Source organism: Pseudomonas sp. Z18(2022) (assembly GCF_036346535.1).
Taxonomy (GTDB): domain Bacteria; phylum Pseudomonadota; class Gammaproteobacteria; order Pseudomonadales; family Pseudomonadaceae; genus Aquipseudomonas; species Aquipseudomonas yamanorum_A.
Genome location: NZ_JAOTOA010000032.1, coordinates 1 through 13,972, shown reverse-complemented (window position 1 = coordinate 13,972; position 13,972 = coordinate 1). Strand labels below are relative to the sequence as shown.

The window sequence follows — 13,972 nt, the reverse complement described above, 5'->3', positions numbered from 1 at the left end:
TAAGAGCGGAACCCTAAGTAGCCGTTACCGCAGCAACGGATATGTACTCAACCCCAATAAAAACAAAACAAAAAAAAGGCGACCGAAGTCGCCCAAAATGCCTTGCGTGCTCATGTATCCCGAAAAGACCTAAGGCTTCTTACGCTTGTTAGCGTCTTTCCAGATAAAAATTCCAAACCCTACAAAGAACATCACCATGAGGCCAACCGTCAGCACCCCGGCAAATACCACATTATCGAAAAACATGACCGGCCTCCTGCACTTGCCCTGTTGCGATAGGGCTAAGTTAACCAAGAAGACGAAAGAAGAAATTGACTAGGATCAATGTCGCCCGCGACGGGACGTAAAGAAGGGAAATAACTGACCTGCATCAAATGATGCAGGCTATATCAACGCTTTTTCGGTTTGTTTTTCGGCTTTTTCTTAGCCTTACCCAACGGCATCGCCTGCTCAAATGCCTGGCGCACTTCGTTCAGACGCTTGTCATTGAGGTCATGAACGCGTTTGGCACGTTCGGCATTCAGGTCAATCAGCTTGTCGTCATCACTCATGGCTTGGCTTACGTTGTGGCGGGAATGACTCAATAATGCGGCCTTGCCTGCGTTGCGGCAAATACCCTGGAGGAAATTCCCGCCGCACTCACACTCACTCACTTATTTATCGCGCTCAAAGGTAATGATGGAGCGTGTAACGCCCGGCCAATTCGGCATCTCTCGCCAAGGCGTCAGCACTTCCAACGTGTCCCCCTTGACCTCAAAATCCCTGCACTGCTCGGTACCGACCCAATCCGGGTTCCAGGCGGCCTCTACCTGTGTGCACCATCGGTTGCCCTCGACCCGCTCGATACCGGTATAGGCCACCAGCGTATTCAGCAACACCGCCTTTTGCGCGTCCGTTGATCCCGCTTTTCTTCCCTCACCCGTCAGCACAAAAGCCACTCGGTGATCAGCGGTAAAAATGACGCGCCCGGTAGGATGGCTTCCCATCGCAGGAATCCGCTCAAGGGTAGCCTGGGACTCAACCTGATAACCGACCAATCGCCATGCCCCCACCAACGGTGACTCATTTGCCAGTACCGTCCCGCAAAGTGCCGCCGTAATAGTCACCCCAAACAACCACTTTTTTACATACCTGTGCATCGTTCCATCACCTCAATAATGAGGCGTAAATTCTTCAGAATAATTGTGAAAGTCTATGTAAGACAAATCCCAAGCCAATGCCATGCAGGCCTGGTGATCAAAACCGACAGAAAAACAACGGGCGACAAATTACACCGCCATCGCCCAGAATCAGCACTTTTACACTCTACGCACGAGGCGCACTCAGGTGGCACTGCACAAGGACCTTCCCCCACTTCTGGCCCTGCGCGCCTTTGAGGCCGTGGCCCGGCATTTGAGCTTTATCAAGGCCGCCGTCGAGCTGTCGGTGACCCAGAGCGCCCTCAGCCATCAGGTGCAAAAGCTCGAACAGCACTTGGGCAAGCCACTCTTTATCCGACGCACCCGGGCCATCGATCTGACAGAAGACGGTCAGCACTACTACAACCAGATCCGCCCCGCCCTCGACGCCATCGCCGCCGCGACGCGCCAGCAACAAACACCGCCCGCCAGCACCGTGCTGCGAATCGGCCTGCTCGCCTCGTTCGCCACCTTGTGGCTGGCACCGCGCCTGGCCGGGTTTCTCAGCCGCTACCCGCACATCCAGGTGGAATTGGTGCCGGCGATTCAACTGGCGGACGTCGCCGCTGCCGAGGTCGACCTGGCGATTCGCTATGGCAAGGGCGACTGGGAAGATGTGCAGGCCACCCGCTTGATGAGCGAAACCCTGTCACCGGTGTGCAGCCCGGCATTCAAGGCCAGCCAACTGGATAATGGCCCGCTGCTAATGGCCACTTCACACCGTCCTTTCGAGTGGACCGACTGGTCCCGGCATTACCAAGTGAATGTGGAGCACTATCCCAAGGCGCTGTTGCACGACTACAACATCGTGGTTGAGGCTGCCGCCGCCGGCCAGGGCATCGCCATGGGCCGCCACCGGTTGATCGAGCGCAGGTTGAAGGACGGCACGCTGGTGGAAGCCACCAGCTGGCCGCCTTACCAAAGCGAGATCGGTTACTGGCTGATCGCACCGCAAGGCGATACCCGCGAAGCGGCCGCAGCTTTCAGTAAATGGTTAAAGGAAATCTGTGCCGACGCATGAGTTATTTAGATACGTCGAGTGAGATCTATCCGTTTGTCGACCAAAATCATGCCGCCCATGCTGAAGCCTCTTTCCACGAGGATTCGACATGAGCCACTCCATCGCCCAACGCGTACAAGCCCTCGGCCTGAACCTGCCGACACCCAGCCAGCCGATCGCCAACTACGTCAATTACGTGATCAGCCAGAACCAACTGTTCATCTCCGGCCAAATCCCGCTGCTGGATGGCAAGCCGACGTACATCGGCCGACTCGGCGAGTCCATCAGCGAAGATGAAGGCGCCAAGGCCGCCGAACTCGCGGCATTGGGCCTGCTGGCGCAATTGAGCGATGCCCTGGGCGATGACTTGTCGCGGCTGGTGCGCATCATTCGGCTGGGGGTGTTTATCGCCAGCAGCGGCGATTTCCAGCGCCAGGGCGCCGTCGCCAATGGCGCGTCGAACCTGCTGGTCAACGCCCTCGGCGACAAGGGCCGCCATGCCCGTACGGCTGTGGGCGTCGCCAGTTTGCCGGGCGGCGTGGCCGTGGAGATCGACGCCATTTTCGAGCTGCAGCCGTGACCGCGCTTTCCCCGACGCAAGTCCTGGAACTGCGGGACGAAACGCCGGGCTGCCAGTCCGGCATCGTCCACTTCAATCACGCCGGTGCGTCCCTGCCCAGCCAGGGCACGCTCGACGCGATCATTGATCAGTTGCAGCGCGAAGCCCACGACGGCCCGATGGAGGCCGGCGAGCACGGGGCGCAGTTGGCCGAGAAAGCCCGCCGCGCCGCCGCGCAATTGCTCAACGCGCCGGTATCATCGATTGCTTTCGCCAGCAGCGGCTCCACCGCCTGGAGCATGGCGTTCCAGGCGCTGGGCCCGTGGCAGCCGGGCGACCGGATCCTGGTGGGCCGCCATGAATGGGGCGGCAACCTGGCGAGCATGCAGACGGCCATAGAAGCAGGCACGCGGATTGAGGTGATTCCTTGCGATGAAACCGGCGCCGTGTCCGTCGCTGGCCTGGAAGCCATGCTCGACGCACGGGTGCGGTTGATCGACCTGACCTGGCTCCCCGCCAACAGCGGTTTGATCAACCCCGCCGAGGCCATCGGCCAGGTCGCCAGGCGCCACGGCATCGCCTATTTCATCGACGCCGGCCAAGCCATCGGCCAGGTGCCGGTGGATGTACAAGCGCTGGGGTGCGATGTGCTCAAGGGCGCCGGGCGCAAACATCTGCGGGGCCCGCGCGGGACCGCCCTGCTCTATGTGCGGCCGGATTTCCTGGAGCGTTTGAACCCTGCCCAGCGCGATGTGTTTTCTGCGCCCTGGAGCCCGGCGGGTTTCGACCTGCGCAACGACGCGCGGCGCTTTGAAACCAGCGAAGTGTCATTCGCCTTGCTGGCAGGCCTGGGCAACGCGTTGCTGGAGGTCAATCGATTGGGGGTTGAGCGGATCCGCGAGACGGTCCGGCTTCTAAGCGTCACGCTTCGCGAAGAACTGCGCGGGATCGACGGGATAACCTTGCATGACCTGGGGGTGGCCGCAAACCAGTCCGGTTTGATCGCCTTCAACCTGGCCGGCTGGGACGCCTTTGAGCTCAAGCGGCGCCTGGGGCTCAAGCGGATCAACATCGGTGCCAACGGCGTGCCCTACACCCCGCTGGACATGCTGGCCCGCGGGCTGGACAGCGTGGCGCGAATTTCGCTGAGCTACCTCAATACGGCGCAAGACATCGAGCAACTGATCGCCGCCCTGCGGGAACTGCGGGACTAAACCTCGACGTCCACCCACAAGCCTTGCCGGGGCGCATCTTCGATCAGTGGCACCACCGGCACGGTGTTGTCGGCGTTGAGTTCGTCACCGGGCACAGCCAGGTGCTCCTGCGGATCCTCATCGGCTTCGCGGCGGCGCTTTTGCTGTTCCTGCTGGCGACGCTGTTCTTCGCGCAGCAACAGTGCCGCTTCCTCGGGGTCGCGCTTTTGCAGGTCGATGGTGCTTTCGTTGGAGCCTGGCTGAACCGGCACCACGGGCGGGATATCCGGTTTCTGGCGCACCGGATCGAGTTGCGACGTGACCGGCACAACACTCAAGGGCAGCATGGGTGGAATCATAATTATCAGTCTCCTGTCAGCAGGCTGTCGGCTGGCGCGGGATCCACTTGAGCCTTCGTTTGCCAACTTGTGACTCAGTCGTCAGTCTCAAGTGCCTTGCCACCCGTCGATTGCAGCCCGAACCACCCGTAAAGCTTGGTAGTTTTTGTCAGAGTCCTTTGGCTGGGGCCCTTGTTCCGTTAAGATAGTCGGCTTTTTCACGGCGGGAGTCAGGCAGCATGGCGCAGCAGTATCAACCGGGGCAACGCTGGATTAGTGACAGCGAAGCAGAGCTGGGGTTAGGCACCGTTCTGGCACAGGACGGCCGCTTGTTGACCGTGCTCTATCCGGCCACTGGCGACACCCGCCAGTATGCGCTACGGAACGCGCCCCTCACTCGCGTGAGGTTTTCGCCGGGTGACACCATCACCCATTTCGAAGGCTGGAAAATGACCGTGCAAGAGGTCGACGACGTCGACGGCCTGCTGGTCTACCACGGCCTCAATGGGCAGAACGAACAGGTCACCCTGCCGGAAACCCAACTCTCGAACTTCATCCAGTTCCGTCTGGCCAGCGACCGTCTGTTCGCCGGTCAGATCGACCCGCTGGCCTGGTTCTCCCTGCGCTACCACACGCTTGAGCACACCAGCCGCCAGTTGCAATCCTCGCTCTGGGGCCTGGGCGGCGTGCGCGCGCAACCGATCGCGCACCAGTTGCACATCGCCCGTGAAGTCGCCGACCGTATCGCGCCACGGGTTCTGCTGGCGGACGAAGTGGGCCTGGGCAAGACCATCGAGGCCGGCCTGGTAATCCATCGCCAGTTGCTGTCGGGCCGCGCCAACCGCGTGCTGATCCTGGTGCCGGAAAACCTCCAGCACCAGTGGCTGGTGGAAATGCGCCGCCGCTTCAACCTGCAAGTCGCGCTGTTCGACGAAGAACGCTTTATCGAAAGCGATGCCGCCAACCCGTTCGAAGACACCCAGCTCGCGCTGGTGGCCCTGGAATGGCTGGTGGACGACGAGAAAGCCCAGGACGCGCTGTTCGCCGCCGGCTGGGATCTGCTGGTGGTCGACGAAGCTCACCACCTGGTCTGGCACGAAGAGAAAGCCAGCCCCGAGTACTCGCTGGTGGAACAACTGGCCGAAGTGATTCCCGGCGTACTGCTGCTCACCGCAACCCCTGAACAATTGGGCCAGGACAGCCACTTCGCGCGCCTGCGCCTGCTGGACCCGAACCGTTTCCACGACCTGCACGCCTTCCGCGCCGAGAGCGAAAACTATCGCCCGGTGGCCGAAGCCGTCCAGGAGCTGCTGGACAAGGGCCGTCTGTCGCCAGCCGCCCACAAGACCATCCAGGGTTTCCTCGGTGACGAAGGCGAAGCGCTGCTGACCGCCGTCAACGATGGCGACGCCGAAGCCAGCGCCCGCCTGGTGCGCGAACTGCTGGACCGCCACGGCACCGGCCGCGTGCTGTTCCGCAACACCCGCGCCGCGGTGCAAGGCTTCCCGGAGCGCAAGCTGCACGCCTACCCGCTGCCGTGCCCGGACGAATACCTCGAACTGCCCCTGGGCGAACACGCCGAGCTGTACCCGGAAGTCAGCTTCCAGTCGCAGCCGGATGTGGATGAAGAACAGCGCTGGTGGCGTTTCGACCCGCGGGTCGAGTGGCTGATCGACCAGCTGAAAATGCTCAAACGCACCAAAGTGCTGGTGATCTGCGCCCACGCCGAAACCGCCATGGACCTGGAAGACGCCCTGCGCGTGCGCTCCGGCATCCCGGCCACGGTGTTCCACGAAGGCATGAACATCCTCGAGCGTGACCGCGCCGCTGCCTACTTTGCAGACGAAGAGTTCGGCGCCCAGGTGCTGATCTGCTCGGAAATCGGCAGTGAAGGCCGCAACTTCCAGTTCTCCCACCACCTGGTGCTGTTCGACCTGCCGTCCCACCCGGACCTGTTGGAACAGCGGATCGGCCGTCTCGACCGGATCGGCCAGAAGCATGTGATCGAACTGCACGTGCCGTACCTGGAAACCAGCCCGCAAGAGCGGCTGTTCCAGTGGTACCACGAAGCACTGAATGCGTTCCTCAACACCTGCCCGACCGGCAACGCCTTGCAGCACCAGTTCGGCCCGCGCCTGCTGCCGCTGCTGGAAAACGCCGACGACGGCGAGTGGCAAGCGCTGATCGACGAAGCCCGCACCGAACGCGAGCGCCTCGAAGCCGAGCTGCACACCGGCCGCGATCGCCTGCTGGAGCTCAACTCCGGCGGCGCCGGCGAAGGTGATGCGCTGGTGGAAGACATCCTTGAGCAAGACGATCAGTTCACCCTGCCGATCTACATGGAAACCCTGTTCGACGCCTTCGGCATCGACAGCGAAGACCATTCGGAAAACGCGCTGATCCTCAAGCCCAGCGAAAAAATGCTCGACGCCAGCTTCCCCCTGGGCGACGACGAAGGCGTGACCATCACCTACGACCGCAACCAGGCGCTGTCGCGCGAAGACATGCAGTTCATCACCTGGGAACACCCGATGGTGCAGGGCGGCATGGACCTGGTGCTGTCCGGTTCCATGGGCAACACCGCCGTGGCGCTGATCAAGAACAAGGCGCTCAAACCCGGCACCGTGTTGCTGGAACTGCTCTACGTCAGCGAAGTGGTTGCCCCGCGCTCGCTGCAACTGGGCCGCTACCTGCCACCGGCCGCGTTGCGCTGCCTGCTGGATGCCAACGGCAATGATTTGTCGGGCCGCGTGTCGTTCCTGACCTTGAACGACCAGCTGGAAAGCGTGCCGCGTGCCAGTGCCAACAAGTTCGTCCAGGCCCAGCGCGACCAGCTGACGCCACGGATCAACGCCGGTGAAGAGAAGATCGCACCGCGCCACGCCGAGCGTGTGGCCGAGGCTCAACGTCGCCTGGCGGCGGATACCGACGAAGAACTGGCACGCCTGACCGCGTTGCAAGCGGTCAACCCGACCGTGCGTGACAGCGAACTGGTTGCCCTGCGCCAACAGCGCGAGCAAGGCCTGGCCATGCTCGACAAGGCGGCGCTGCGACTGGAAGCGATTCGGGTGTTGGTCGCGGGCTAACTAGCCGCCCTGCCCTGCCAAACAAAAAGGCCCGCGCAATGCGGGCCTTTTTTTTCACTGGGTTTCATCGGTGACCTTGCTGCCGTCATCGCGGGCAAGCCCGGCTCCCACAGTGAACGAGTACATCAGCAACAACTCGATCAAGTGTGGGAGCTGGCTTGCCTGCGATGGCTTCACCTCGGTCTCAAGCAGTCACCGCCGCAGCCGGCACCTCCACCACCCCCAACCCATCCTTCATCCGCTTGGCATCGCGCACAAAACTGCGAGACGCCTGGAACAGAAACAGCATGGTCAGAAACAGCGCCACCGGAATCAGGTACATGGCATCGTGCAACCCTATGGCTTTATAAGCCTCGGTCATCTGCTCCGCCCCCGCCGCATACATCGCCGAATGGGCAAAATGATCCGACAACCCACCCACCACAATCGGCCCCATGCCACCGCCCAGCAAATACAAGCCGGCGAAGAACAACGCCATCGCCGTCGCCCGCAGGCGCGGCTCCACCACGTCCTGGATCGCCGTGTACACGCAGGTGTAGAAGTTATAGGCAAACAGCCAGCCCACACTGAACAGCGCCACAAACACACCAATCTCGATCCGCCCGGCGTGCAACGCCCAGGCAGTGGTGACAGTGGAGATGATCAGGCTGCACGCCGCGAACAGCAGCCGGCCATTCGCGATGCGTTGATGGATCTTGTCGGCAATCCAGCCGCCCAGGGTCAGGCCCACCAGGCCGGTAACACCGACGATAACACCGGTGGCCACTGCCGCATCCTGCAACGGCAACAGGAAATAACGTTGCAGCATCGGTACCAGGAACGAGTTGCAGGCGTAGGTGGCGAAGTTGAAGCACAACCCTGCCAGCACCAGCCACAGGAACGTCGGTACCGCCAGCACCCGGCGAATCGGCCGGTCGACTTTCTCCTGGGAGACTTGCACGGTTTCCGCCGCGCCGCGCTTGGGTTCCTTGATGTAGAACATGAACACCGCAAGGATCAGCCCCGGCACCGCCGCAATAAAGAACGGCGCGCGCCAGCTGTCGAACGCCTTGACCATCGCGCCAATGGTGAAGAACGCCAGCAACAGCCCCAAGGGCAGGCCCAGCATGAAGATCCCCATGGCCCGCGCCCGACGGTGGGCGGGAAACAGGTCGCCGATCAGCGAGTTGGCCGCCGGCGCATAACTCGCCTCGCCGATGCCGATGCCCATGCGCACCAGCAAAAAGGTCCAGAAACTGCCCACCAGACCATTCACCGCGGTCAGGCCGCTCCACGCTGCCAGGCCCCAGCCCATGAGCTTACTGCGCGAGCCGGTATCGGCCATGCGCCCGAGGGGCAAGCCGGCAATCGCATAAACAATGGTGAACGCCGTACCGATGATGCCGAGCTGGAAGTCGCTGAGGTGCCACTCCATACGGATCGGTTCAATGATGATCGCGGGAATGGTGCGGTCAAAAAAGTTGAACAGGTTGGCCAGGAACAACAGGAACAGAATGCGCCAGGCATTCGCCGCTTGGGTCGAGTTCTGCATGGGTCCGTCTCTTTTATTGTTATGTGAGCCGCGATGCCAGACGCATCCTGAGCCCGGAACCTGCAATCTAGTCAGCCCCGTGGTGATTGTCTGTAATGATTCGTAAGTCTGATGTCACTCCATCGGGCGACCCTGGCGGTCATCCCTATTCATTTAGTTCTAGTTGTTTATAGATTCATCGCCAAATGATTAGAAGCAATCTGCCATCAACCCTTGCAACCCGCTCACGCTCTCTATACTCAAGAGCGCAGTCAGACTAAAACTCTGTGATGGGACATGCTATGGAATGGCTTGGTTTGCATTTTTTTACCGACCTTCCAGGGACCGGGCACTTATTACTCAATTGCAGTCATAACCCCTTTCTGGTGCTACTGGCTTACGTAGTGGCCTGTGCAGCGGGCTTCGGCACCCTGGACATGGCCGAGCGTGTCGGCCATGTCGACAACCTCAAGGCTCAACGGCACTGGCGCTGGGTAGGCGCGGGCTGCCTGGCAGGCGGTATCTGGTCGACCCACTTCATCAGCATGCTGGCCTTCCAGGCGCCTATCGCAATTCACTACGAATTGATCATGACGTTCGCCTCGCTGCTGATCGCCCTGATCGCGTCGCTGTTCGCCATGCAAACCCTCAGTCACCCAAGGCTGCGCCTGCACCAATATGTGCTGGCTTCAGTGTGGATGGGGCTGGGTATTGCCCTGATGCACTACGTTGGCATGTCGGCCATGCGCTCCGAGGCGGGCGTGTATTTCGAGACCGGACTGTTCCTGGCCTCGGTGGTAATCGCCATCGGCGCCAGCCTGGCGGCGTTGCTGCTGTCGCTGTACCTGCGCAACGGCACGGGGATGTTCCATCAATTGCTCAAGTACGCCGCCAGCCTGGTGCTCGGCGCCGGCATTATCAGCATGCACTTCACCGGCATGGCGGCCATGCAACTGCTGGTGCCCGAGGACGTGGTGCCGTCGGCGCTGCCCGTGGACAACAACCCGGTCCAACTGGGCCTGCTGGTGGCGGTCATCGCCTTGCTGGTGATCGGCAGCAGCATCAGCGCCGCCCTGGCAGACAAGAAGCTGCAACACAAGGAAACCGACCTGCGCCGGGTCAATGCACTGCTCACCGAGCTGGATCAGGCCCGCGCCTCCCTGCAACAGGTGGCGCACTACGACGCCCTGACCAGCCTGCTCAACCGCCGTGGTTTCAACCAGATCTTTGCCGAGAAACTTGCGGAAAAAACCGCCACCGACGGCATGCTGGCGGTGATTTTCCTCGACATCGACCACTTCAAGCGCATCAACGACAGCCTCGGCCACGACGCCGGTGACGAACTGCTGACCGTACTCGCCGGCCACATCAAAAGCTCGGTACGCAGCCATGACGACGTGGTTGCACGGTTTGGCGGTGACGAGTTCTGCATCCTCATCAGCATCCATCATCGCGATGAAGCGCGGCATCTGGCCCAGCGCATCATGCAGAAAATGAAAGACCCCATCGAGCTGGCTGGCCGGCGCATGGTGATGACCACCAGCATCGGCATCAGCCTGTTCCCCGAAGACGGCAAAACCAGCGAAGAACTGCTGAAAACCGCTGACCTGGCGCTGTATCAGTCCAAGGATGCGGGGCGCAACAGCCTGAACTTCTTCAGCTCCAACCTGAAAACCCGGGCTTTCCTGGAACTGCAGCTGGAAGAAGAACTGCGCGCGGCCCTGCGCGGCAAGAACGAATTGGTGCTGTTTTACCAACCGATTCTTGACCTGAAAAAAGGCAAGATCACGCGCCTTGAAGCCCTGGTGCGCTGGCAACATCCCCAACATGGACTGCTGACCCCGGACCGGTTTATCGGCATTGCCGAAAACAACGGGCTGATTGCCGAACTGGATCACTGGGTGCTGCGCCAGGCTTGTCACGACCTGAGTCTGCTGTCGGAGCGAGGGCATACCGAATTGATCATGGCGGTCAATTGCTCGGCCCTGAACCTGACCCGTGACGAGTTGGCCGACGAAATCGAAAACGCCCTGCGCTTCGGCGGGATCGCCGCCAATCGCCTGGAACTGGAAGTGACCGAGAACGCCCTGATGGGCAATATCAGCAGCACCCTGGCGCTGCTGCGGCAAATCCGCGCCCTGGGCGTCTCGCTGTCGATTGACGACTTCGGTACCGGCTATTCGTCCCTCGCCTACCTCAAGCGACTGCCGCTGAACACCTTGAAAATCGACCGCTCGTTTATCCAGGACATTCCCAAATCCACCACCGACATCGAGATCGTCCAGGCGATTATCGGCATGGCCCACACCCTGCACCTGCAGGTGGTGACCGAAGGCGTGGAAACCCTGCAACAGCTGGAAGTGGTGCAAAAACACGGCTGCGATTTCGTCCAGGGTTACCTGCTCAGCGCTGCGGTGCCAATGAGTGATATCAGCGCGGTGATCAATGGCCTGGATCAGCACAATATGTTCAGCCTGCTGGGCCTCACCGGAGGAGAACCCGCGCCGAAAGACCCGCCTTCGGGTCGTACGGGCCCAGCGTCCATCGTTCGGCCAATTCGCTGACGCCGAAAATTTGGCAAATCGCCATCATTTCATTAAAGAACCCCGACGAACGGCCGATTCATCAGAGTCCGGCCAGAGTTTCCCCCTTAAAACCCTAGGGTTAAACCCTATCGCCCAGGACCAGGACGCACTGTAAAGTTGCGATCTCTCATTCTGTGATGGCTATTTGATACTTTTCCAGCCGTCCGTCCAGGCACATGGCGCACAATGACTTCTAAAAATAACTCTGCCACTGCGGTATCCGACGTGTTGCTGACAGGCCCTGCGGAAAAACCCTCAGGTTCAAAGTCATTGAGCACCGCCCGCCCGCTGGCCACCCAGCAGTACCTGTACTTCACCGAGACCAACACCGACCGCATCCTCGATAACCTCGACGGCCTGCGCGACATGGTGTTCCCGCGTGCGCCGCACCTGGAAGTCGACGGTGAGTTGCGCAACGAGCAGGAATTCCCCTCGGTGTGCCTGATCGGCCTGGGCCGCTGCGGTTCGAACATTGCCCTGGATGTGGCGGAGTTGGTGTACAACGCCCGCAAGTTCTACCTCAACGAATTCAGCAACGAAGACAAGTCCACGGATAAGGGCTATCGCCCCGCCCAATGGATTCGCAACAACCTGCGCCTGGGTTCGAACAAGGGCACCAAGCCGGTATTCCTGGTCGAGCCGCTGGTGATGCTGGGCGATCTGGACAAGGACATCGCCGGGCGCATCCGTTTCTCGCGCAAGGGTGAGAAAAGCGGTTTCCTGCGGGACTACAGCAAGATGAAAATCATGGACCTCTCGGAAGTCCATGCCGGTGGCGCCGGCAACGCGCCGATCCTCGGCCAGTACCTGGCCAAGATCATCCTCAACAAAGACACCCAGCGCTTCTCCAGCCCCGACTGGAAGATGATCCATTCGTACCTGATCGATTCCTGCGGCATCAAGGCCAACCAGTCGCGGCTGTACTTCTCGATCTTCAGCGCCGGCGGCGGTACCGGCTCGGGCATGGCCTCGGAATTCGGCCTGGCCCAGCAGCACTCGTACATGAACAAGACGTTCGACACCAAGCCCGCCGACGAGCACGACAGCAAAAGCGGCCACGCCTTCGTGTTCGAGCCGATCTTCACCAGCGGCATTTGTGTGCTGCCGAATATCTCCGATCACCGCAGCGAAATGTCCGAGGCGCTGCACATCAACGCCGGGCGGCTGCTGTGCAAATACCTGTCGGAGGAATGGGACTTCTCGTACAACTTCGACAATGAAGACAGCAGCGAAGCCAGCGTGAAAGGCCGTATCCGGCCGTGGAACGCGATGATGCTGATCTCCAACGACATCATGCGTTACGCCGAAGAAAGCGATGACGGCAACATCCAGAACATTGATGTCAATGCCATGGAGAAACACGCCAACCAGTACATCTCGCAGCAGATCTTCAACATTCTGACGGCCCAGGCGGTTACGACCGACTACGACCAGAACTATTTCCGTCGGGCCGGGATCGACATCGGCGAGACCATCCGCCTGGATGCCAACGACCTGTTCATGAGCCTGGCCGGCCCGGTGGCGATTGCCTACGCCGAATCGGTGGTACCGGAAACCCCGGCGCCGTCGAGCGACAAGTTCAAGGTGTTCGAAAAAGAGCCGCAGCGGCTGAACATCGACGACCTGTTCTTCCGCTCCATTGACCTGCCGCACTTCAACAAGGTGACCCAGGCGATCGAGGGCATCAGCCTGTTGCCGATTGAGTCCAAGCGCTACAAGGCGTCCCTGGAGCAGTACAAGAACTCCGGGTATGACGCGGCGGCGCTGCATGACCTGCACTTCTTCAAGAACTGCTCGTCGGTGGTATCGATTGTGTCGTTGCCCAAGGATTACAAGCTGTCCTATATGGACCTGAACCGGCTCAAGACGCACCTCAACAGTCTGTTTCCCAACACGACCCTCAAGCGTTATGCGTTGGTGATCGGGGCGTCGGCCAACTTGTCGCTGACCACCCTGATTGCCAAGAGCCCGTGTTTGTCGGACGACTTTCTGACGTTGATCGTAGCGTTTATCAAGCGCTGCTTTGCGCGTAATCCGTACCGCTTTGATGACACGCTGGATAATTCGATCCTGGATTTCATCATCCATGAGGATTTTGATGAAGACCGGATTGATGAGCTGCTCAACGAGTTCGAGAATCCGGCGAAGATCCTGGATACCAACTGGTATGCGATCAAACCGATGTATGAGAAGAAGTACCGTGAGCTGATCAACGACAAGGACAAGTTTGTGTCGATCAACGATATCCGGCTGTCGCGGGATTGTGTGAAGAAGGCGATCAAGTACCTGCGCGAGATTTATCGTCACCGGATTGGGAAGACCAAGGTTATTTCGCTGAATAACCATACCGGGAAGACTGCGTAGGCTGGTTGTTGCTGGGGTGGGGTGTATATCCGTTATTTAGGTGATGGCTGATATGGGTTCCGCTCTTACAGCGGCTCACTTTTGAAAAGCGCAAAAGTAAGCAAAACGCTCTTGCCCCACCACTCGGCACCTCGCTAATGCTCGGTGTGCCCGAACGCA

Annotated in this window: 12 protein-coding genes; 6 read left to right on the top strand and 6 right to left on the bottom strand. The window is 60.2% G+C overall.

Features of this window, described 5'->3' with window-relative positions; genetic code table 11:
• Positions 1–129: 129 nt before the first annotated feature.
• The 3 genes from ccoM to V3W39_RS31455 all read right to left on the bottom strand — a co-directional run bounded on the left by ccoM (position 130) and on the right by V3W39_RS31455 (position 1,139).
• The gene (ccoM, locus tag V3W39_RS31465) at positions 130–246 is read right to left on the bottom strand and encodes a cytochrome c oxidase subunit CcoM (protein ID WP_010176679.1); all 117 of its coding nucleotides are present in this window, start codon (positions 244–246) and stop codon (positions 130–132) included.
• Positions 247–389: 143 nt separating this feature from the next.
• Positions 390–551: a hypothetical protein gene (locus V3W39_RS31460; protein WP_003172386.1), complete on the bottom strand. Its 162-nt coding sequence runs from the start codon at positions 549–551 to the stop codon at positions 390–392.
• 102 nt (positions 552–653) lie between these two features.
• Positions 654–1,139: a lipocalin-like domain-containing protein gene (locus tag V3W39_RS31455; protein WP_177076694.1), complete on the bottom strand. Its 486-nt coding sequence runs from the start codon at positions 1,137–1,139 to the stop codon at positions 654–656.
• A gap of 187 nt (positions 1,140–1,326) precedes the next feature.
• Between V3W39_RS31455 and V3W39_RS31450 the strand changes: the two genes are divergently transcribed.
• The 3 genes from V3W39_RS31450 (at position 1,327) to V3W39_RS31440 (ending at position 3,951) form a co-directional block, all read left to right on the top strand.
• Complete coding sequence (locus tag V3W39_RS31450) at positions 1,327–2,199, top strand: LysR substrate-binding domain-containing protein (RefSeq protein ID WP_330214033.1); 873 nt, start codon at positions 1,327–1,329, stop codon at positions 2,197–2,199.
• A gap of 88 nt (positions 2,200–2,287) precedes the next feature.
• On the top strand, positions 2,288–2,758 hold the full coding sequence (locus tag V3W39_RS31445; RefSeq protein WP_177048368.1) for a RidA family protein: 471 nt from the start codon (positions 2,288–2,290) through the stop codon (positions 2,756–2,758).
• Positions 2,755–3,951 (top strand): aminotransferase class V-fold PLP-dependent enzyme, encoded by a 1,197-nt coding sequence (locus V3W39_RS31440; protein WP_330214032.1) that lies wholly within the window; start codon positions 2,755–2,757, stop codon positions 3,949–3,951. The genes V3W39_RS31445 and V3W39_RS31440 overlap by 4 nt, the downstream gene beginning before the upstream one ends.
• Here the strand turns inward: V3W39_RS31440 and V3W39_RS31435 are convergent.
• Complete coding sequence (locus tag V3W39_RS31435) at positions 3,948–4,289, bottom strand: hypothetical protein (protein ID WP_010176684.1); 342 nt, start codon at positions 4,287–4,289, stop codon at positions 3,948–3,950. The genes V3W39_RS31440 and V3W39_RS31435 overlap by 4 nt on opposite strands.
• A 218-nt stretch (positions 4,290–4,507) precedes the next feature.
• Here V3W39_RS31435 and rapA point away from each other — a divergent pair, with 218 nt between their 5' ends.
• Positions 4,508–7,354 carry an RNA polymerase-associated protein RapA gene (gene rapA / locus V3W39_RS31430; protein ID WP_177048372.1) on the top strand — a complete coding sequence of 949 codons (2,847 nt, stop codon included), beginning with the start codon at positions 4,508–4,510 and terminating at the stop codon, positions 7,352–7,354.
• A 54-nt stretch (positions 7,355–7,408) separates the two neighbouring features.
• On the opposite strand, the gene V3W39_RS31425 is transcribed toward rapA, so the two are convergent.
• Together V3W39_RS31425 and V3W39_RS31420 are read right to left on the bottom strand one after the other, a co-directional pair.
• On the bottom strand, positions 7,409–7,531 hold the full coding sequence (locus V3W39_RS31425) for a hypothetical protein (protein WP_330214031.1): 123 nt from the start codon (positions 7,529–7,531) through the stop codon (positions 7,409–7,411).
• Between the two features lie 7 nt (positions 7,532–7,538).
• Complete coding sequence (locus V3W39_RS31420; protein ID WP_177076700.1) at positions 7,539–8,885, bottom strand: spinster family MFS transporter; 1,347 nt, start codon at positions 8,883–8,885, stop codon at positions 7,539–7,541.
• A 281-nt stretch (positions 8,886–9,166) separates the two neighbouring features.
• On the opposite strand from V3W39_RS31420, the gene V3W39_RS31415 reads away from it, so the two are divergent.
• On the top strand, positions 9,167–11,428 hold the full coding sequence (locus V3W39_RS31415) for a putative bifunctional diguanylate cyclase/phosphodiesterase (RefSeq protein ID WP_177076702.1): 2,262 nt from the start codon (positions 9,167–9,169) through the stop codon (positions 11,426–11,428).
• A 207-nt stretch (positions 11,429–11,635) separates the two neighbouring features.
• Entirely contained in the window at positions 11,636–13,813 is a 2,178-nt protein-coding gene (locus V3W39_RS31410) for a hypothetical protein (RefSeq protein ID WP_177048376.1), read from the top strand.
• Positions 13,814–13,972: the final 159 nt, after the last annotated feature.